Source organism: Bacteroidota bacterium, assembly GCA_017303905.1.
In the GTDB taxonomy this organism is placed as follows: domain Bacteria; phylum Bacteroidota; class Bacteroidia; order B-17B0; family Aurantibacillaceae; genus JAHEYG01.
This window is the reverse complement of the sequence record JAFLBH010000001.1, coordinates 1,818,026-1,838,153: the sequence shown is the minus strand read 5'-3', so window position 1 is coordinate 1,838,153 and position 20,128 is coordinate 1,818,026. Positions and strand designations below refer to the sequence as shown.

General features: G+C 39.1%; 21 protein-coding genes. 19 read left to right on the top strand and 2 right to left on the bottom strand.

The features are described 5' to 3' along the window. Nucleotides 1–846: 846 nt before the first annotated feature. The 14 genes from J0L69_07770 to J0L69_07705 all read left to right on the top strand — a co-directional run bounded on the left by J0L69_07770 (nucleotide 847) and on the right by J0L69_07705 (nucleotide 12,750). Nucleotides 847–1,359, top strand: a complete 513-nt coding sequence (locus tag J0L69_07770) for a hypothetical protein (protein MBN8693081.1) — start codon at nucleotides 847–849, stop codon at nucleotides 1,357–1,359. Nucleotides 1,360–1,541: 182 nt separating this feature from the next. Next, entirely contained in the window at nucleotides 1,542–2,030 is a 489-nt protein-coding gene (locus tag J0L69_07765) for a hypothetical protein (protein ID MBN8693080.1), read from the top strand. An 11-nt stretch (nucleotides 2,031–2,041) separates the two neighbouring features. Next, a complete protein-coding gene (locus tag J0L69_07760) occupies nucleotides 2,042–2,575 on the top strand; it encodes a hypothetical protein (GenBank protein ID MBN8693079.1) in 534 nt (177 codons plus the stop codon). A 264-nt stretch (nucleotides 2,576–2,839) separates the two neighbouring features. Then, nucleotides 2,840–3,145, top strand: a complete 306-nt coding sequence (locus J0L69_07755; GenBank protein MBN8693078.1) for a hypothetical protein — start codon at nucleotides 2,840–2,842, stop codon at nucleotides 3,143–3,145. A 282-nt stretch (nucleotides 3,146–3,427) separates the two neighbouring features. After that, complete coding sequence (locus J0L69_07750; protein ID MBN8693077.1) at nucleotides 3,428–4,165, top strand: hypothetical protein; 738 nt, start codon at nucleotides 3,428–3,430, stop codon at nucleotides 4,163–4,165. A gap of 1 nt (nucleotide 4,166) precedes the next feature. Further along, complete coding sequence (locus tag J0L69_07745; GenBank protein ID MBN8693076.1) at nucleotides 4,167–4,505, top strand: SWIM zinc finger family protein; 339 nt, start codon at nucleotides 4,167–4,169, stop codon at nucleotides 4,503–4,505. Between the two features lie 200 nt (nucleotides 4,506–4,705). Continuing rightward, nucleotides 4,706–5,914: a hypothetical protein gene (locus J0L69_07740; protein MBN8693075.1), complete on the top strand. Its 1,209-nt coding sequence runs from the start codon at nucleotides 4,706–4,708 to the stop codon at nucleotides 5,912–5,914. A 182-nt stretch (nucleotides 5,915–6,096) separates the two neighbouring features. Next, complete coding sequence (locus J0L69_07735; protein ID MBN8693074.1) at nucleotides 6,097–6,297, top strand: hypothetical protein; 201 nt, start codon at nucleotides 6,097–6,099, stop codon at nucleotides 6,295–6,297. A 270-nt stretch (nucleotides 6,298–6,567) separates the two neighbouring features. Beyond that, nucleotides 6,568–7,497: a hypothetical protein gene (locus J0L69_07730; protein MBN8693073.1), complete on the top strand. Its 930-nt coding sequence runs from the start codon at nucleotides 6,568–6,570 to the stop codon at nucleotides 7,495–7,497. Nucleotides 7,498–7,762: 265 nt separating this feature from the next. Then, complete coding sequence (locus J0L69_07725) at nucleotides 7,763–8,440, top strand: hypothetical protein (protein ID MBN8693072.1); 678 nt, start codon at nucleotides 7,763–7,765, stop codon at nucleotides 8,438–8,440. Nucleotides 8,441–8,787: 347 nt separating this feature from the next. Then, nucleotides 8,788–9,294: a hypothetical protein gene (locus J0L69_07720; GenBank protein MBN8693071.1), complete on the top strand. Its 507-nt coding sequence runs from the start codon at nucleotides 8,788–8,790 to the stop codon at nucleotides 9,292–9,294. A 317-nt stretch (nucleotides 9,295–9,611) separates the two neighbouring features. Continuing rightward, on the top strand, nucleotides 9,612–10,418 hold the full coding sequence (locus J0L69_07715; protein ID MBN8693070.1) for a hypothetical protein: 807 nt from the start codon (nucleotides 9,612–9,614) through the stop codon (nucleotides 10,416–10,418). A 1,531-nt stretch (nucleotides 10,419–11,949) separates the two neighbouring features. After that, on the top strand, nucleotides 11,950–12,150 hold the full coding sequence (locus J0L69_07710) for a hypothetical protein (GenBank protein MBN8693069.1): 201 nt from the start codon (nucleotides 11,950–11,952) through the stop codon (nucleotides 12,148–12,150). Between the two features lie 351 nt (nucleotides 12,151–12,501). Further along, on the top strand, nucleotides 12,502–12,750 hold the full coding sequence (locus J0L69_07705; protein MBN8693068.1) for a hypothetical protein: 249 nt from the start codon (nucleotides 12,502–12,504) through the stop codon (nucleotides 12,748–12,750). A 44-nt stretch (nucleotides 12,751–12,794) separates the two neighbouring features. On the opposite strand, the gene J0L69_07700 is transcribed toward J0L69_07705, so the two are convergent. Next, nucleotides 12,795–13,073, bottom strand: coding sequence for a hypothetical protein (locus J0L69_07700; protein MBN8693067.1), 279 nt, complete (start codon nucleotides 13,071–13,073; stop codon nucleotides 12,795–12,797). Here J0L69_07700 and J0L69_07695 point away from each other — a divergent pair, their 5' ends adjacent. From J0L69_07695 to J0L69_07685, 3 genes are all read left to right on the top strand, one after another. Continuing rightward, entirely contained in the window at nucleotides 13,074–13,682 is a 609-nt protein-coding gene (locus J0L69_07695; GenBank protein MBN8693066.1) for a hypothetical protein, read from the top strand. 409 nt (nucleotides 13,683–14,091) lie between these two features. Beyond that, nucleotides 14,092–14,358 carry a hypothetical protein gene (locus tag J0L69_07690; protein MBN8693065.1) on the top strand — a complete coding sequence of 89 codons (267 nt, stop codon included), beginning with the start codon at nucleotides 14,092–14,094 and terminating at the stop codon, nucleotides 14,356–14,358. Between the two features lie 13 nt (nucleotides 14,359–14,371). Beyond that, nucleotides 14,372–14,764, top strand: a complete 393-nt coding sequence (locus J0L69_07685) for a hypothetical protein (protein MBN8693064.1) — start codon at nucleotides 14,372–14,374, stop codon at nucleotides 14,762–14,764. A gap of 880 nt (nucleotides 14,765–15,644) precedes the next feature. On the opposite strand, the gene J0L69_07680 is transcribed toward J0L69_07685, so the two are convergent. Continuing rightward, nucleotides 15,645–16,301: a hypothetical protein gene (locus J0L69_07680; protein MBN8693063.1), complete on the bottom strand. Its 657-nt coding sequence runs from the start codon at nucleotides 16,299–16,301 to the stop codon at nucleotides 15,645–15,647. Between the two features lie 275 nt (nucleotides 16,302–16,576). Here J0L69_07680 and J0L69_07675 point away from each other — a divergent pair, with 275 nt between their 5' ends. Together J0L69_07675 and J0L69_07670 are read left to right on the top strand one after the other, a co-directional pair. Next, entirely contained in the window at nucleotides 16,577–17,512 is a 936-nt protein-coding gene (locus J0L69_07675; GenBank protein ID MBN8693062.1) for an ATP-binding protein, read from the top strand. A gap of 1,656 nt (nucleotides 17,513–19,168) precedes the next feature. After that, the gene (locus J0L69_07670; GenBank protein MBN8693061.1) at nucleotides 19,169–19,915 is read left to right on the top strand and encodes a hypothetical protein; all 747 of its coding nucleotides are present in this window, start codon (nucleotides 19,169–19,171) and stop codon (nucleotides 19,913–19,915) included. Nucleotides 19,916–20,128: the final 213 nt, after the last annotated feature.

The window sequence follows — 20,128 nt, the reverse complement described above, 5'->3', positions numbered from 1 at the left end:
CGCTAACAGCACCTAAAAAAAATGGCGGGCGAAGTGCGAATATAAACAGTTGTGCAACTAATAAACATTGTGCGTTTAGACAGTTTAGTGTTCCAAAGCCGCCACTTCTTTTAGCCGCAACCCGTTAGGTAAAATTTTAGGCGCGGCATTTGAGCGAACTCGGGGCAGTGTGCTTCTAAAGTTGGTTGTAGGTAGACGACAGAGAGGAAGAGGGTTAATTTCCATCGCCAAAAAAATCAATCAAGGTCAGGACAAAAGATTCTGGAAAGGTTTAACAACAGTTAGCTCCATAGAGCGTTTTGTTGTAAACAAAACAAACATTTGACTGTTTTTGATCGTTGCAAACCCGTGTTTGCATAAGAGAGAAAGCAGTTCAAATGTTTTAACTGTTGTTAAAGGTCTGGATTTTGGCTGACTTTTTCAAGACGGCTAGACCTATTGGTGTTATTTTTGAATCTTTTGTTCCTGTAATTTTTGTTCACTTTTTTTTGCGCGATGTCGCTTTTAAAACACTGCGACAATCTGGTGACATTGTCGACAATATTTCAACGCTAAATTAACCCTCTTTGGCAATAACTGCGCCTAAAACACGCTTTGCGAGGTGGCCGTTTTTTATGCCTGCGGCGCAAAGCTTTCACCTAACAGCTTATGGCCGGAGCGCTCTTACGCACAAGCCAAACCTAGCGCTGACAATAATTTAATGCGAACAGGGCATTAATCGGCGAGCGACCGCTTGGTTAATTCTTTTTTTGCTGCCGTAACATTTAGGCAGACAATTTAATTTGTATCTTTAAATAAACGTTTCGGTAGTTCGCATTAAATTACTGCGCCCATAAGCGGAACGTTATGCGTAAGTGGGCGGACGGACATTCCGTAAGACAAAAATATTTGGTTGACAAAATGCGACAACAGACTTTAATATTTCTCCTGACAATTTTCTCTACGACAATTTTCAGTCAGACAAATAGCATTCAAGACGACTCAACTCATAGCGACTGGAAAAGAATATTAGTTTATCATTCCTTTGACGTGACTAAACAGAAAGAAAATATTCCGACCTGGATTCTTAAAAATATTGTAGACACAATTTCGGACATTGCAAACCCAAAAGAAAAATGGAATTCAACTTGCAACGCTAGCGGATCTCTTCCACGGGCAAAACTCAATTGGGCTGCCTTCATACCCGACAAAATAGCGTGGGTGGTTTCAGTTACAAGAGGCGGCTATTCAGCAACGACAACTTACTATTTAATAGACCCAGACGGCGTCATAACAATTCGAAATTCTGGCTGGACAGGCGAAGAATTTAAAGGCTTTAAGAAAAAATATCTTAATGACACGCTCAAAAAAGGTCGGTAATTTGCAGACACGTCAACATGACGTATCTGCGTGCGCCCACCATACGCATAACAGCACCTACTTCCAATTTTTTGCGGGTTACGCTCAAATGCGTAACTTGACAAAGCAAAAAACTGTAAGTAGCTGCAAAACGTTAGTGGTAAGCGCTGCGCACAGATTTTGTACGACAAAGAACATTATAAATGACAAAAATACTTTCTCATACAATAACTTTTCTTGGGACAGTTTTATTACTTTTAAGTTGTGCGGACAGTACAGTAGAAAAAACAATAACGGGTGAATTTGCCATAACTAGTTTTCAATTTAAAGAGGACAACGATTTGTTATATTGCCTAACTCTAAATTACATAGAGTTTTACTCAAACGGAAGTGCAAAAATACCAGGAATCATAGATAGACAAAAGTGGGGAATAGTTCCTGACTCTAATACTAATGCAAAATGGCAATTATCAAAAAAAGACAATAAATATCTACTCACAATCATTTCAGATAATAAGTATTTTAATGGCGAATACGTTATTACTTTTGGTAAAAATGAAAAAGAAAAACATTTGATTTTAAATCTAAAAGGCAATACTACAATGTTCTCCGCGGAAAAAAGCTGGTTTAATTACTCAGAAAATAAGGTTGACGAACTAATTAAAATAACCAAACAAAGTAATTTAAAGTAATTTATTAGGCAGTGAAAAAACTTATATTTTATTTTGCAGTTATTGGTTGGGTGTTAGGACTTACCGTTCATTTACTTTCGCTTGCCGATTTTGACACAACGGCCAAATTTCCATTTGTTTGGCTTTTACATGTAGGTATTTTTGTTGTTTGGTTTCCTGCAGTTTATGGTTTGACCAAAAACGAAGAGCTAAAAGCATATCGACAATCAGCAACCTTAACTAATTCCTTCGGTTTTTATAAAATAATTTTCCGTAAAACACCTACTTGGTTGACAATAATTGCGGGCTTAGGCTTCTTCTATGCTATAATTAATTTCATGCTGTTTTTGACATCACAACATGGCTCACCAGACATTAGAGACGGACAATTTATTTTACGCGATCACGGAAAATTAATTAGAACCTTGACTGAACACGAATATCATCACTATCGAGCAAATGAAGTAAGAGGATTTTCGGGACACTGGTTAGCATTTTATGGCCTCGCTGCCGCAATATTGTTTCCATTTTCCAAAGACAAAGAAAATTATAAAGCAGACACTTAAACGAAACGTAGCTAAGTAGCATCGCCAACCACTAACACGGGGCGTAGCGGTCAGCGGGCAGAGCGGTATATCGCGGCGAGCAAATATTTTGGCCGCTGACGCGTTTTTTTTTGCTGCCGCTAATTTTGTTGAGTATCTTTAATAAAACATTTGGGGTTGTATTTCGGGACGAGCAATAAAGCCCGCCGAACGCCAGCCCCGAGAACGTTATAAGCAATAAGTGCGGACAATCCGTTAGACAAAAAACATTCTAATATAAATTAAATGGTTGCTCCAGACATCATCGGAAATGCAAAAGTTCTACTTTATACCACAATTGACGGCAGACATTCATTCACAAATAATACTAAGCATCTTATTGTAAATAAAACCCCCGGACAAATAAATTCACCCGAACCAATGCATGGACTTGCAATATGTAAGTATGACAATGAAAATAGCTTTTATTTATTCGGTTGCAATTCAAAATGGGAATCAATAACGGACACTTGCCACGACACAATTGAAGACGCAATCGACCAAGCAGAGTTTGAATATAAAGGCTCAATAAATACTTGGACAAAAAAATAAAACACGGCGGACACTTAAGCGTAACGCACCTTTGTGGCACTTACAGCTTATAACACCACATTTGCTCCAGCGGGGGGACGTGCAAGTTTTTTGCTTATAATTTGTCCGCCGACGGCGGAATGTTTATTTTTACTATAAGCAAAAAAAGAGGCAGCGTTTCGGCAGTTTATTTTGTTTGGCGGGTGCAGACAGGAAAGTGTTTCATAAACCCGCCGGACGCAAATCTGGAAAACGTTATAAGTAATAGGGCGGGACAATTCCCGTAGACAAAAACATATCGACATGGAAAATAAAATTGACGGCTTCAAATGGACTCTATCTCCTGCTTATAAAGACAGCGTTGCTCAATGCAAATTTGAGCAAGGTGACGTAATTTACAAGACAAGGACATCAGGAAAAAATTGGGGCGAAGAAATAAAAGAAATCGACTTTATGGTTCAAGTCAAAAGCCCGACCCGTGCAATTAACAGTACAAAAGGTGACATGGATGTGTTCGGTTCAAATTGGAATACTAAAATCATCTTTGAAAAAGTTTATCCAAATGACCTGACTTCAAATAAAGTAATAGAAACTACTCAAGGCGCTTTCTTTTCATTCCTATGGAAAGACGATGAATCCTTACTTTCAACAAACGATTTAAAACCTTGCTTGACTTCTATTCGACCAAAGTATATTAATTCTGACTTCATAAAATCAAAAGTTCCTGCTGGCTCGACTGGCTTCGCAATCATAACCGACAGCGTAAGTGATTTACTAATCTCAAAGAAATCGGATGTTATCAAAGTTCTTAAAGACAGTTTCACTTATCATTCCAAGACTTTTACTTGCGACGAAGCAATTCTTAAAAGTGCTTTAGACGAATCCCCTAACTCTGGTTTTAGTCCGACGCTTGGTGTTGAATTATTCGTTATCAATTCAACAGACACAAATAAAATAACCGAAGAAATAAAAAAGGTATTATTCAAAGGTAAAAAAGACCAGTTCAGTATTCAATCTCACGGTTTGCTAATCACCAATTAACATGGAATATAAATTTGACATTAAAAGCAGTAGCAGTGACGAAATTTATACTGTGGCTTTCAAGTTTGATAAACTGACATCTATAAGTTGTACCTGCCAAGCTGGCTTGAATAACTTGCTTTGCAAACATCGACTGAATCTTATGGACGGAGACATTACTGCTCTGGTAAATAAATCGGACGCTTCAATTCTTCCCGAGGTTCTTAATAAGATTGACAAAACAAAAGTGTCCGCTTTGTACACAGACCTAAATGCAATTGAAGCCGAACTTAAAACTCTCGAAGCGACAAGAAAAAAATTGAGAAAAGAAATAGGACTAAAGTTCTCTAAAGGTTTTTAACGGCGGACACCGACAGCAAAACGTACTGAGCTGTGTGCCGCCCTACTACTTATAACAGCACCTACTGGCAATTTTTTGCGGGTTAACGCTCAAATGTATAACTTGGATTTAGCAAAAAACTGCCAGTAGCTGCAAAACGTTAGCAGTAAGTGGCGGGACATTCCTCCGGACAAAAATCTCATCCAGACAAATAAATTAACGTGACAGAAATAACAGACGACAAGGGAGCCGAGGCTGAAAAATTTGCATACGACTTATCAAAAGACAAGTTGCTTGAAGAGTATTGCCTTTTAAATCCCTTCATTAAAAACTCGGACAACAAAGAGGTTTGCGACCTCTTAATACTATTCAAAGACAGTTGTATATTAGTTTCCGTAAAAAACTACGCTTTTACAGGCAACCAGGCACGGTTTGACAAAAAAGTATTTGGCAAATCAAAAGACCAATTATTAGGCGCAAAAAGAACTCTTCTACTGAAAAAAAAGTGCATTCTCGTTGACAAAAATGGGAAAGAAAAAGAATTTGATGCCGACATAATTAATAATTACATTCTTATTACGTTAAATTATGGTCACGACCCTGACGCATATAAAATAGTTGAATCGGAAAAAGACACAATCGTTCATAATTTTGACAAAGAAACATTTGAAACAATTTTATTTGAAATTGATTCTGTTCCTGAAATCATTGACTACTTAAAAAAGAAAGAGACTTTATACCGAAAAGATATCGCCATTAACTTAATTGGAAAGGAAAAAGATCTTTTGGCTTGGTTTGTAACAAACAAAAGAGAATTCCCGAAAGAGTGGTTTGAACACGACGCTAAACAAATGATGCTGGATATCGATGGTCGATGGGATTTTTACAATACCAACGACCAGACACTTTTAAAACGAAAGGCCGACAAAATAAGTTATTTCGTTGATGAAATGGTGAAAAATGACATTGCAAGTTTACCTCAATGCAAAATTATTGGCGACTATTTGATGAGCCTGAACAGAACAGAAAGGCGACTTTTTGCCCATACATTTTTCGAGCATTGTCATGCACACAAGAATAAATCTTCCAATTTCTTGAGCAGACGACTTATGCACAACGCATTTCACGATGCAAGTTGCTTAATGCTATTTTATAATTCAACACTGAAAGAAGAAGAGTTAGATGAGTTTATTAAATTGACTGCCGAAATTTATTTGTACAAAAAATTCAGTCCGCATAATAAGTTGATTGTAATTGGGACATCTAAAGAAATTTTTCCTTTCAAATATGGCTACCTTGAAAGAATAGACCCATATTCAGACGAAGAGATCGAATACTATGAAACTGTTATAAAAAATTTCGGCTGGTTCACGGACTTAAAATATACAAACATTGGAACAAAAGAATACCCCAATCAGGACAATCAGTAGACTAATCAACTGTGTGCCGCCACCATACTGCTAACAGCACCTACTTGCAATTTTTTGCGGGTTAGCGCTCAAATGCGTAACTTGACATAGCAAAAAACTGCAAGTAGCTGCAAAACGTTACTGGTAATTGCCGCGGGACAATTCTCCGTAGACAATTTTACAGTTGACAAAAACACAATCACATGAAAAATCTTTTAATAACAACTTTGACAATCTCTCTTTTGACTGCTTGCGAGAAAAATTATACTTGTGTATGCCAAAATCCTGGCGGCACAAACGAACAATGGACTGTCAAGACAACGAAACAGCAAGCAAAAAAAGATTGTGACAAACTTAACGAAACAAGTGAACCGTTTTCTGAGACAAGTTGCTATTTAAAATAATTTGTGCAGACACGCAATCTGCTCGCACCTGTGTGGCGGCAACAACCAGTAACACCACATTTACGCTATGCGGGCGGACGCGGGTTATCGCTTCAGCCGCAAAGCCTGCTACGCAGACTGAAAATTTGTTGCGGCTTTCGCTAAAAAGCATTTATCTTTAAATATAGTTTTTCGGGTATAGACTGTTGAGGGCAATAAAGCCGCACAGCGTAAATCTGGGGAACGTTAGCAGCAACAAAGGCGGACAGACATTACGTTAGATAAAACTTCATGAAATACGGACTGACTTTCATAATATTTGTTTTTCTGTCGGGTTGCGGACAACAAACTTCACAGACGACAGACTCAAACAAAGAAGACACCCTTTTTCATAAGGTCGTCTTTCTCGACAAATATTACACTGACTTTCTCACGACAGTAAAGTCCGACTTTCAAAATCGCGACAAGATTTACGCCGAAAAAATAAAAGACGCGATAATTAAAGACCATTTTTCAAACGCAGAATATCCAGACTTTGTAAGCGAAAATTTTTCACATCCCATTGCCGACACTTCAGGACTGACAATATTTATCGCAGACTTGAAAGCGCACAAAAATGAAATTGAAAAAATCATTTCATCGGCGTTTAACCTTTGTAACAAGCACCTTAAAAATAATAACGTAACATTTTACATTATCCCTTTGTCTTCCGACGATAAAGAAATAATAAACAAAATGGGAGGCGTTACTGGCCTCACTATTGGTAGCAAGCAAATATTCCTTACAATTGACTTTACAATAAATTCTTGGCAGGAAGTTCTTGAATATGCCGTTGCTCACGAATTTAACCATAGTTATCATTTTAGCATTAGTAGTAACGCTTTACTTGAGTTTACTTTGCTCAGAAACTTAATTTCCGAAGGCATGGCTGACTCATTTGCTCATTTATTATATCCTAAAGTAAGCGTGCCGTGGACTTCAGCATTAAGCAACAAAGAAAAAGCAGAGCTTTGGAGTAAAATAAAACCCGACCTACAAAGCGACGATCCAACTTTACTTAATTCAGTAATGTTTGGTTCTAAAGACTATCCTATTTGGGGCGGTTATACTTTAGGCTACGACATAATACAAACGGTGTCTAAAAATCGTCCCGACTTCTTCAAAACAAAGTTGACAATTTCAGACGACAAACAAATATTAGAACTGAGCGACTATAAGTAAGCTGGGTGCGCCTTTGCAGCTGCTAACAGCACCTACTGGCCATTGGGCGGAAGTATAAGTGCAGCGCGCGCTGACAATCGGTCGCTTCGCGAATTTTATTGCGGCGCTGCAAAAACATTTGTATCTTCATATAAACATTTGTGGTTATAGACAGTTGATGCTTCGAAAGCCCAACGGCCAGTAGCCGCCAAACGTTATGCGGCATGCGACTGCAGACGATTAAACACTTAAAAAAGACAATATGTATTTGGGCAACGACCTTACAATGGACTACGGACGCTTTCAGCAGTTAGCCAGACTTCAGTACGGCAATATCAACGACTACATAAAACAGCTTAAGACATTTCTTGAAGAAAAAGCTGAGCGTGTAAATAAAGCCTCAAACGAAGGAGAAGTTATTGCTTCAATAGACGTTACGGACAGCGACATGAATGACTTACTTAATGACTTAGTTAAATGGTCAGACGTCAATTCAAAACAGTTCATTTATAACGCACTTTTCATCAAAACAAATTCCTTCCTCGAATGGGGCTTAATTGAATCTTGTAGACTCGGTGCAATTTATATTGGCGACAAATTCATTGAATACAATAAAGACCGTGGAATTGATAAGGCTAAAAACTATCTGCAAGAAAAATTAAATATTACAATAAACTCAGGTAAGGAATGGAGCCGTTTCAAAGTAAATCAAGACGTAAGAAACATGATTGTACACAATGGCTCAAACATTGTTGTTGACTACACAAAAGACGTAAAAGATCAGCCAATATATAAAACAGTTATAACAAACAAAAAGGCTTTTTACCTGACAGAAACTGGCTTCGTGTACATAAACGACATGGACTACATTCAAGAAAGCCACAATTGGGCAGTAGACTTTGTACAACAGACATTGGACGCTGTAACCAACGAGCTAAAAAAAAGAGGAATTCGTTGGACCTAAACTGAAACGCACGACCGCATAACAGCACATTTACCCAATGCGGCGGACGAGGTAGCGCGCCGCGCGCCTGACAAGCGGCCCCTTCGGGACATTTTTGGCGGCGGCGCAAAAAACAGTTATCTTCGATATAACCATTTGTGGGTATAGACACAGGAAGCTCCGAAAGCCGCACTGGGTAAATCCGCAAAACGTTAGTACCAATGGGGGCGGACAAATCCTCATAAATAAAATTCGTCGGACAAAAAAGTATGCAGACATTCAAAAAATTGACAATAATACTTTTCCTCTCGACAAGACTTCACGGACAGGACGCGGAAATCGACAGACTTATTAAAAGCGAACTTAAAATGACTTTTCCAAGTATTCATTTTAAACACAAGTCGACTGACTATGCACCAATGCCTTATTCGACGGACTCCTGTTTTAAATTCATCGCAAATCATTTCAAGGACAACATTAATGGCCTTGTAATTTGGCGCGACACTCTAGAGAAAGAAGAGCTAACAAATAAACGTATTTCAATACTAAAAGCGGATTTGAGAAAATATATAAAGAATGGAAAAATTGAGATTCAATCTATGGATGGCGCACAAAAAGTTTCCAGACAGATAATCACAATGACTTCCGACAGTACAAAAATTAAATACTTATTGACTTTAAATAGTGTGTTTGACATTTCTAAAACTCGTTCTCCAAAAGACAAATCTACTGCACTGAATCATTATTTACGTCCGAAAATATGGTGCTGGAATTGCTGGATAACCGGATTCCACATGGATAAGACTAGTAGAAATTTACGTAAAATGGAAAGATATAAAAAGAAGAAATTAAAAACGCAAAACAAAGGTGAATAAAACTGAGTGCGCCCCCACAGGTACTAACAGCGTGCAGCCGTCACCTGCGGACAGCGACGCACAAGCCTTCCCTACTCTCACGCACGGACACATTAATGTTTGCGGCAGTCGGCGCGCGGCTTCGGGCTGACAAATTTATTGCCGGCGCCTAGCATCTAATATTGGGACGGAGGTAAAATTTTTATTTGTATCTTTAAGTAAACGTTTCGGTAGCCGCAATCATTAACGTCGGCTGCACGCGGAACGTTATGCCGCATGCGCCCCGGACGACAAACTAACGGTTGACATGCGCTCGGACTCATTACAAATAGTAGAATTTGGACATGCATATAAATTATGATAAAAAGTATATCGCGTTTATTGACGTTTTAGGATTTACTGAACTGGTCGGCAATCCTGCAGACACAAATAAACTTGAGAGCTATTTTGACTCTCTTGAAGAAATATTTAGAGTGCTCGAAGCAGACAAATCAAAGGCGGAATTGAAAATGCTATCAATCAGCGATTCGGTAATCCTTATGACACCCGGTTCGGAAGATGGCTTAAAAACACTTTTAAGAGCAATTCAAACACTACAATCTTCCCTTGCGCAAAAAGACATATGGATGCGCGGAGGGCTGGCTTTTGGTAGCGTATTTTATGATGAACAAAAAAGGATTATTGTTGGTCCAGGATTTATTCGTGCTTTCAAACTTGAAGGCCAGGCAATATTTCCAAGAGTAATAATTGACCCTATAATACTTCGGGAGTTAAACATGACTCTTCCTCAATTCAATAATCATTTTAATGGAAACATCGCTGACAAAAACTCACTTAAACTCGTACACAATTATGCAAATAACATTCCGCGATTAACTGACGACGATGCAATTTTTGTATGTTACGCCAACAAACTTATTCGGCGTTCAATGAATGATCAAGAAAATTCCGGCACAACAGTGATGGACAAGTTATGCAATGACCTAAACAATAGACTTTACGGAAAACACGAACATTACCATAAGTACCTCTGGACTAAAAAATACTTTGAAGAAGTCTTTAAAGAAGAGGCCGCTACTTTCGTAGACGACAATTCAGTAAAAAGTTTCCTAAAAAAGTATTGGGTAAAAATCAGTGACCTTTAAGGCACTATAACTATACTGACACCTCTGACGACAATGGAAAGGGCGCACGACTGCATAACAGCACCTACTGGCCATTGGGCGGAATCGGTCATCGTTCGCGCGCAGACAATAAGGTCACTTCGTGAAATTTATTTGCGGCTCACTAAAAACCTAAGTATCTTTAAATAAACATTTGAGGTTATAGACAGTTGATGCTTCGAAAGCCCAACGGCCAGTAGCCGCCAAACGTTAGTACCAATAGGGTCGGACATTCCGCACTTTAGACAAATGCTCATGACAAAAAACATTATCAGACAATTAATTTTCACTTTCATTGTATCTTTGACAACTTCATCAGTCTTCATTTGGACAAAATATAAGGGAAGTATTGGGTGTCTTGACGCAAGTCAAAGTTTCTATATACTTTGGTTTATAAACATTGGAATATGTTTGTTAAGCTTTCTTTTATCCTTAACTGCGCTCTTCAATTCTAAAAATACCGTCAGACAAAATTTCGGGACAAGCTTATTATCCTTTATTGGTTTACCTTTTTTAATACTTTTTTCAGTGCTAATTCTTTTCGTAGTAAAAAAAGACAATGACGACGGCGTTTCAGACTTTCTTGACATCGGACTTTCAACTTTAACGTTTTGTTTAATCTTACTTTATCAGTTTTACCGTTTCAGACAAAAAGTAAAATCTCTAGACGCGTAAGCTGTGTTTTATCTTTGTGCGCCCCTACTCGGTACTAACAACGTGCAGCCGTCACCTGCGGACAGCGACGCACAAGCCTTCCCTACTCTCACGCACGGACACATTAATGTTTGCGGCAGTCAGCGCGCGGCTTCGGGCTGACAAATTTATTGCCGGCGCCTAGCAACTAATGTTGGGACGGAGGTAAAATTTTTATTTGTATCTTTAAGTGAACGTTTCGGTAGCCGCAATCATTAACGTCGGCTGCACGCGGAACGTTAGCGGTCAGTTTGCGGACAGACCTCTCGGTAGACAAAAAACTTTTAGACAACGACAGACATGAAAAATTTTAACGCTTTGACCTTGCTGACATTTCTTGCGCTGACATCGTGCAAAAAAAATTATGACTGTCTTTGTTCAACACCGACACTCGAAACCTCGGCGACAATTAACGACACAAAGAAGAATTCGAAAAATAAGTGCGCAGACATCGAAAAAAATTCTCAGACACAACATCCGGACATGAAATGCACCTTACATTGACAAAAGACATACTACCAGATTTATTATCGGCGGACACGCAAGCAAGACGTAAACTGTGTACGCAAACCGAACCGCTAACAGCAAATTCGCGCAAGCGGGCGGACGAGGTCATCGCAAAGTAAATTTTTTGCGTGGCTGACGCCACAACTTTTTTAGTTTTACTTTGCTAAAAAACATTTATCTTTAAATAAACATTTGTTCGGGCAGACACATGAATTTTCAAAAGCCCGCCTGCGCAAATTCGCAAACCGTTACTGGTAATTGCCGCGGGACAATTCTCCGTAGACAATTTTACAGTTGACAAAAACACAATCACATGAAAAATCTTTTAATAACAACTTTGACAATCTCTCTTTTGACGGCTTGCGAGAAAAATTATACTTGTGTTTGCCAAAATCCTGGCGGCACAAACGAACAATGGACTGTCAAGACAACGAAACAGCAAGCAAAAAAAGATTGTGACAAACTTAACGAAACAAGTGAACCGTTTTCTGAGACAAGTTGCTATTTAAAATAATTTGTGCAGACACGCAATCTGCTCGCACCTGTGTGGCGGCAACAACCAGTAACAGCGTGCAGCCGTCATCTGCGGACAGCGACGCACAAGCCTTCCCTACTCTCACGCACGGACACATTAATGTTTGCGGCAGTCGGCGCGCGGCTTCGGGCTGACAAATTTATTGCCGGCGCCTAGCAAAAATATTGGGACGGAGGTAAAATTTTTATTTGTATCTTTAAGTGAACGTTTCGGTAGCCGCAATCATTAACGTCGGCTGCACGCGGAACGTTAGCACTCATAGCGGGGACAAATTCTCCGTAGACAATTAATCGGTAGACAAGAACATTTTGGTTTCTTTAAATTACAGACATGAAAACAAAAACAAATAATAACATTGTAACTGCGACAATTCTAATTTTATTCGCTTTGACAATTTATTCTTGCAAAAAACATACTTGTGAGTGCGTGGCAACCCGACCGACTTATAATCCCGGTGACGGACCTACCACTACAATCATTTATTTTAAAGGAAGAAAAGCCCGGGCAAAATCTTCATGTGAAAGTCTTTCTGAACCACCGGACACTTATGGTAACGAGACAAAGTGCGTTCTTAAATAAAGTTTTATCTGCGGACACGTAGCTGGGGTGAACCTGTGTGTCCGCTACGAAGTGCTAACACGGGTCAATGGCGCAATGCGAGCGGACGCGGTAGTTTTTTTGCTTTGCTTTTGTCCGCCGACGGCGGATCTTAATTTGTTTAAAGCAAAAAGAAAAACATTTGTATCTTTATATAAAGGTTTTAGGGTGCAGACAGGTGATTTTTCAAACCGCACTGCGCCAGCCCCGAAACCGTTAGCAGTAATAACGGCGGACATTAACAGTAAAAAAGAAACGACATGAAAAAACATTTTTTGACTTTGCTCATCGGACTTCTTTTCCAAATGACTTACGGACAAGACGCATCCGACAAGTTTGAGCTTGGCTCGACTTTGGTGACCGTTAATTCATTTAACGACCAACATTTCTATTATCGTGACAAACCTTCTGTCGAATATTTAAACGGACTTTTCTTACGGTACACACATAAGAGAATTGGTATTCGCGCTCAAGTTAGTTATTCAGAGAATTATCAATCCTATTCTTCACCTCCAGGGACGCGAGACGGCGGTGGTGGTGATGCGTTTAACAAAGACTTCCGACTTGGACTTGGCGGACAGTTTTCGATTTTTAAAAATAAGACGCTCCTATACCCTTTCGTTGACGCTTCATATAGAAATGTTTTTTCAACAGGGCATTATTACGGCGGTTTCGGCGGCGCAAACAACGCATTGACATCAATGACAACGGGACTATTGCTTAATATTGGTCTTGGTTCAAAAATAAAAATCTATAAAAGCGTTTATGTTTCTCCAGAAATTGGTTATAGCTATTTTAATGGTCTCAAGAAAGAAACATCGACGCATGTTCCAAACGGTAGTTCAATAAAATATAGCGACCCAACAGTTTACTGGAGCCCGTCAATTAAATTACATTTGACTGTTGCGTTTTAAAATATGCAGACACGCAAACAAGACGTAAGCTGGGTGTGCCGTTACAACTGCTAACAAGGGGTTAGCGTCTTTTCCTTCGTGGACAGACTTTCGCTTGACAAAAAGCCGTTCTTTTCTTTCAAGTTCTCGTTGGACGTCCATTTTTGCCTGCGCCCCGTTTGGCATCGCGGTGGACAAGCGGCCTGCAAGCAGACTTTTTAACGCTAGCCTCATAACGGGCCGACACAAACAAATTTTTTAGTACCTTCATTCAACGAATTTCTGGAAAGCGCAGGCAAAAACGGCGCTAACCCCGAAACCGTTAGTGGTAATAAGCGCAAGGACATCGAAATAAAAAATGACACCTCCAAAGACGACATTGACTTTTCTAAAAATTTGCTTGTACTTAAATGTTCTGGCTTATATAAATATGTTTATTCTTGTTCCGACAGCTTTTTCGAGCACACTTTCTCCACATGAATTTGTTGCCACGACGCAATATAAAGTTCTCGCCGGACTTAGTGCCTTCTTTTCACTTGGCGCAATGATCCTTTGGGGTTATTGCATTTATTACTATTACAAGTTTGACAAATACTATAAAGGCGGGCTTGGACTACTCTTTCTTCCTGGACTTATTTCACCGTTTTACTTCTATAAAGTTATCTGGAAACAAAAACGCGCTTTAACAAATAAATAAGATATTAATTACCATGGAGAATTTTGATAGAAATCTCGCAAAAGTTTCCCTTGAGACAGCAAGAATGTGCGTTAAAAAAGACGAGCTACTTGAGGCGTATATAAATTATACAATTGCTTTTTCAAACGCTGACATATATTCAGACAAGGTGTTTATCCTAAAAGAAATAATAAACTTCTCCGAAGAAAAATATCATCTTGACATGCCTTCAATCGAAAAATTATTTGACGACCTATTTGAAATCGAAGAGAATAACGCCGACGCTTTAGTTTTACTTTTAAAATATTTCAAGAAAAATAATGACGATAGAGTTAAGGAATTAGCCCTCGAAATCCACATAAAAGATTATGATGGTAAAATTAAACTGACACAAGAACAATATGAAGTTGTTTACGGCGGTTCTTAATATACTGTGTGGCGCTTACAACCACTAACAGCACATTTGCCTTATGCGGGGACAGCAGGTCATCGCAGCGAGCTAAATTATGGTCGCTGACGCGAAAGTTTTTTTGCTGCCGCTAATTTTGTTGAGTATCTTTAAATTAACTTTTGTAGGTGCAGACAGGTGAGGCTTCGAAATCCGCACAAGGCAAATCTGCAAAACGTTAGCACTAATTGCCGCGGACAGACTTTCGGCAGACAAAAGACATTTCGTTGGACGAATACCCTTTATAACCAACACAGGACAAAAACTTATTTTATGACCCGAATAAAAATAATTGGAACAATTGTAATATTACTTTCCGTTCTATCACCATATTTTTCTTTCTTCTTTTTTTCTGTTACAATTGAACCGCTCCTTCTTGCTATTCTCTTGCGGACAATTTGTGTTGCTATGAACTTGTCATTAATAGTTGGCATATTAACATTTACAAAGACAAAACTATCTGACAGTACCTTACTGTTGATAAATCGTGTCGCCTTGACTATTTTGATAATCGGTTATATTTTTGGGTTCATACTTATCTATGGGTTTGCAAACGATAAGCCTTAATAAAAAACAAAGCCCTTGGTTGGCGGACACTTAATCGCAACGTACCTGTGTGGCGGCAACAAGTGCTAACAGCACATTTACCCAATGCGGCGGACGAGGTAGCGCGCCGCGCGCCGGACAGTCGGCCCCTTCGGGACATTTTTGGCGGCGGCGCAAAAAACAGTTATCTTCGATATAACCATTTGTGGGTATAGACAGTGGATGCTCCGAAAGCCGCACTGGGTAAATCTGCAAACCGTTACTACCAATAGCGGGACGACATTCGGTTTGACAAACATTCAGACATTTAGAGTCAATTTGATTCGTAAGACATTGCAACTAAAAAGACCTTTCGCTCATTAAATTCGTTGTTCCTTAACCATTCAGACCCTTTATCTTTCGGCTTATTACCTAAGTGCGTTAGACACGAGTAATACCAATAATCTTTGTATGTTAAATCTTCTATAGCGAATTCAACATCAACTGGCAAACATTTACGTACACAATAGCTATCGTAATCATTTGCGACAATTCTTTTCAATTGTTCCCTATTCACAATTATCATACAATCAATATCGTTCGGTGCAGTGTTCTCTGCCTCGACAAAACTTCCACCGATCAAAACATTAAGAGTATTGACCTGAAATTCTTCCATTCGCGCTTTGACATAGCCAAGAAAGTGTTCATAAATCTCATTTCTTTTCCCATTAGTACAAAATCTATTTTTAAACTCCTCTGCTGACAACATTAAAACATTAGGTACTATTGGTTTATTTATTTCTACAGGGTATACAGACATATCATGAAAATTTAACCAACATAAATACTTATATCCTTGTTCTCGAATTTCATTTCCAGCGGACAATTCATCAATCAAATTCTTATAGATTTTTTGCTGCAGCTTGCTTGTTGCATCGTAGACCTTAAAGCGTTCCTTTAAAAATGAATCTATCTCGTCGTTATAAGTCATGACAACATAAAAATACTCAATATTTATGCGGACACCTAATCAGGACTTAGCTACGTGTCCGCTACTGGTAGTAACACCACATTTACGCTATGCGGGCGGACACGGGTTATCGCTTCAGCCGCAATGCCTGCTACGCAGACAGAATATTTGTTGCGGCTTTCGCTAAAAAACATTTATCTTTAAATATAGTTTTTCGGGTATAGACAGTTGACGGCAATAAGCCGCACAGCGTAAATCCGGGGAACGTTATGCGCAAGCTATAAAATGACAGACTAATGAGCTTTTTCGATCAAGACCAATACACTATTGCAGACATTCAGTCTCTTATTGACAATTCTATTGAAGAATCCATAAATCTTGACTTTAAAGCCGCAGACGCATTACAAAACACCGACGGTAAAAAGAAAGAAGTCGGCAAAGACATTTCTGCCCTTGCAAACTCAGACGGCGGAATTATTGTATACGGGCTTTCCGAACAAGGCCATGTTGCTCATGCTTTATCTTACATAAACGGAAATATATTTACAAAAGAATGGTTAGAACAAGTTATTAATACAAACATTCATAGAAGAATTTCTGATATAAAAATATTTCCTATTCGCAATAATGAAAATATAGCAGAAAGTATTTACGTTGTAAGAGTGCCCGCAAGTAAAAATGCGCCACATATGATGAAAGACAATCGCTTCTATAGGCGCTTTAATTTCGAGTCCGTTCCTATGGAAGAATACGAAGTTCGTTGGCTATACAATCAAAAAGAAAAAACAGACCTTGAAATATTAGATCCAATTATTACCGGTGGCGGAAGAGCAGGCGAATTAAATAGTTTAACCTTCATCGACTTTCATGTTTCTTTCCAAGTAAAAAATATTAGTAACGCTATTGAAGACAAATTCAAAGCTGAATTAAAGGTTCCTATTCTCGTTTATCTTTCTGCTGAAAACAATCCAAATTTAGGGGCTAATACAAGACGTGATGGCGACTTCATGATTTGTTCAATACCTTCGACTAGTTCTCTGTTTCAAGACGACCAGACAACCTGTTGTCAATTAAACGTTCGAATAAGAAATCATAACAAAGATGCTGCCTGTAATAATCCTGTTGTTCTCAAATTATATTATTCCAACGGGACAAAAACTAAGGAATTTAATCTTGGCGACATTTTACAATTTAGCGGACATACGGTTAGACAATTGGACTTTAGACAATAGCCAGCGCATAACAGCACATTTAACTTATGCGCGCGGACGTCGGTTATCGCTCAAGCCTTTTGCCCCTTCGGGACTTTTAAATTTGTTTCGGCTTTCGCTAAAAAACAGTTATCTTCGATATAGACTTTTGTCGGTTTAGACAGGTGATGCTTCGGAATGCGCACAAGTTAAATCTGCCAAACGTTAGCTGCAAGTGCCGCGACAGACCGGTAGACAAAACAATGACAACGACAAGACTCTTCATCATCCAGACAATTTTAGTCATTGCCTTCGTCATTTTCTTCCACTCGACCATTGTGCGTTTAGACGGCAATGTTCACGACAACTATTTTATTGACAGGTTTAATTTAGCTTCAATTATCTTCGTGACATACGGACTTGTTTTTTCAGTAGTTTATTACATCGTTAGACAAAGGACAAATAATAAACTCGGACTCGCTCACTTTGCACTGGGACTTCCGCTTTTCCTCTTGACATTCGCAGAACAATTGGGTTTTTATAATCACGACCCTCTTCCAAGACGTTATTACACAAACTATGAATCAAAGCTCCTCGACATCTTTCCTATTTTCGGTTCTGTAATTTACCAAGTGACGTTAGTGCTATTCATCTTGGGTATAGCGACCTTTATAATAAACCTGACAATAAAAAAACATCAAAAAGCGGACACGTAAGCGAAACGCACCTGTGGGGCGGCACCAGACAGCTAACAGCACATAGCACTTATGCGGGGGACGAGGTAGCGCGCCGCGCGCCAGGACAAGCGGTCGCTTCGCGGACATTTTTGGCGGCGGCGCAAAAAACAGTTATCTTCGATATAACCTTTGTAGGTAGTAGACAGTGGATGCTCCGAAAACCGCACAAGTGCTATCTGCGAAACGTTAGTACGCATTTTGGTGAGACAAAAATATTTCATACTTATTCTTTTCTTATTCTTGTTCCAGGACGACTTCGCCTTTCAACTATTACCTGCGACAAAAGACACTAGCTCAAACAGTGTGGTGGACAAAAATTCATCTTTCAAGACTAAAAAACTATTTGGTAAAGAAATAACACGTATCTATGACGGTGAAAATAGACTCGTCTATAAAAGCAAGAAAAGACATTTAGGGTCGGATTCATACAAAATCACTTATTTTAAAAAGCGATATAATTCTGACAATAAATTAATAAGCTATACTCGAAGTAAAGAAATAGTTACCGCTCAGACACGCTTTATTAAAAAGAAAAAGAATATTGAATACTTTAATAACGGCAAGTTACAATCAAAAAAAATTGTCAGAAACAAAGAAACTTCCATCCATAAGAAAATACGCAGAAATCATAAACGAAAACGTAAAGAGGACAAGCTAATTGCAAGGTAACAAAAAAACGCGTACTAACAGCGTGCAGCCGTCACCTGCGGACAGCGACGCACAAGCCTTCCCTACTCTCACGCACGGACTACATTAATGTTTGCGGCAGTCGGCGCGCGGCTTCGGGCTGACAAATTTATTGCCGGCGCCTAGCAACTAATGTTGGGACGGAGGTAAAATTTTTATTTGTATCTTTAAGTGAACGTTTCGGTAGCCGCAATCATTAACGTCGGCTGCACGCGGAACGTTAGTGGTCATAGGGCGGACCGACATTCTCGTCAGACAATGAAATAATTACAGCATGAAAAGATATATTGCTTACTTCGACTATCTCGGATATAAAGACTTTATATTCAATAATGACTCGACACATTTAAAAAGAAGAGTCGAACACATTCTCCGCGACATCGAAAGGGCTTTAGGACAAGGACAATTTCAAGAGCCACAAAATGGTATAATACTTGCCGACCTAAGTAGATCAACAATAAATTGTCTTAATGTTTCCGACACAGTTATTTTTTGGACACAAGACGACTCCGTTCAAAGCCTTGAGGAACTATTGTCGGTTGCTAACCAATTTAATTGGGAGCAAATGCGTTTTAATATGCCAGCAAGGGGTGTAATATATTTTGACGATTTTGAAATGATCTCTGGGCAACAAAGAAATCCTGGAGGTGCATTATACAGTGCAAATATAATTTACGGCAAGGGGCTTGCTCTTGCCCACATGAAAGGAGAAACTCAAAGCTGGGCGGGCTGCGTTATTGATCAAACTGTTATTGAACATATTCAAACCAAAGTGACCGTCGCGACTTTTTTAGCTCCCCATGCAAAATTATATAGGGTTCCATATAAAAAACCTGCTGCTGGCCAACAAGACGAATACGTTTTGACAATTGTAAAAGGAACTTTAAACGAACAGGCATTTAAAAGTTATCATGACAATATAGTTGCGACATTCAAGGCCGACAATAAATCAATTGAAGACCCAAGAGTCAAAACAATTCTTGACAACACTATAAAATTTCTCGAATCTTTTAAAGCGTAAACTGTGTGCGCCCTACGTCCACTAACAGCACCTACTGGCCATTGGGCGGAAGTATCTCATCGCCGCGCGCTATTAATAAGGTCGCTTCGCGAAATTTAATTTGCGGCGGCTAAAAAACTTGGGTATCTTTAAATAACCTTTGGTAGGTTAAAGAAAGTTGATGCTTCGAAAGCCCAACGGCCAGTAGCCGCCAAACGTTAGTGGTAAGCTGGC

Excerpts from the sequence above, each read along its gene's own strand:
- J0L69_07710 (MBN8693069.1), top strand. The coding sequence starts at position 11,950 with ATGAAAAATCTTTTAATAACAACTTTGACAATCTCTCTTTTGACGGCT.
- J0L69_07690 (MBN8693065.1), top strand. The coding sequence starts at position 14,092 with ATGTTTATTCTTGTTCCGACAGCTTTTTCGAGCACACTTTCTCCACAT.
- J0L69_07765 (MBN8693080.1), top strand. The coding sequence starts at position 1,542 with ATGACAAAAATACTTTCTCATACAATAACTTTTCTTGGGACAGTTTTA.
- J0L69_07675 (MBN8693062.1), top strand. The coding sequence starts at position 16,577 with ATGAGCTTTTTCGATCAAGACCAATACACTATTGCAGACATTCAGTCT.
- J0L69_07770 (MBN8693081.1), top strand. The coding sequence starts at position 847 with ATGCGTAAGTGGGCGGACGGACATTCCGTAAGACAAAAATATTTGGTT.
- J0L69_07680 (MBN8693063.1), bottom strand. The coding sequence starts at position 16,301 with ATGACTTATAACGACGAGATAGATTCATTTTTAAAGGAACGCTTTAAG.
- J0L69_07670 (MBN8693061.1), top strand. The coding sequence starts at position 19,169 with ATGAAAAGATATATTGCTTACTTCGACTATCTCGGATATAAAGACTTT.
- J0L69_07750 (MBN8693077.1), top strand. The coding sequence starts at position 3,428 with ATGGAAAATAAAATTGACGGCTTCAAATGGACTCTATCTCCTGCTTAT.
- J0L69_07730 (MBN8693073.1), top strand. The coding sequence starts at position 6,568 with ATGAAATACGGACTGACTTTCATAATATTTGTTTTTCTGTCGGGTTGC.
- J0L69_07735 (MBN8693074.1), top strand. The coding sequence starts at position 6,097 with ATGAAAAATCTTTTAATAACAACTTTGACAATCTCTCTTTTGACTGCT.
- J0L69_07695 (MBN8693066.1), top strand. The coding sequence starts at position 13,074 with ATGACTTACGGACAAGACGCATCCGACAAGTTTGAGCTTGGCTCGACT.
- J0L69_07725 (MBN8693072.1), top strand. The coding sequence starts at position 7,763 with ATGGACTACGGACGCTTTCAGCAGTTAGCCAGACTTCAGTACGGCAAT.
- J0L69_07705 (MBN8693068.1), top strand. The coding sequence starts at position 12,502 with ATGAAAACAAAAACAAATAATAACATTGTAACTGCGACAATTCTAATT.
- J0L69_07755 (MBN8693078.1), top strand. The coding sequence starts at position 2,840 with ATGGTTGCTCCAGACATCATCGGAAATGCAAAAGTTCTACTTTATACC.
- J0L69_07745 (MBN8693076.1), top strand. The coding sequence starts at position 4,167 with ATGGAATATAAATTTGACATTAAAAGCAGTAGCAGTGACGAAATTTAT.
- J0L69_07685 (MBN8693064.1), top strand. The coding sequence starts at position 14,372 with ATGGAGAATTTTGATAGAAATCTCGCAAAAGTTTCCCTTGAGACAGCA.
- J0L69_07720 (MBN8693071.1), top strand. The coding sequence starts at position 8,788 with ATGACTTTTCCAAGTATTCATTTTAAACACAAGTCGACTGACTATGCA.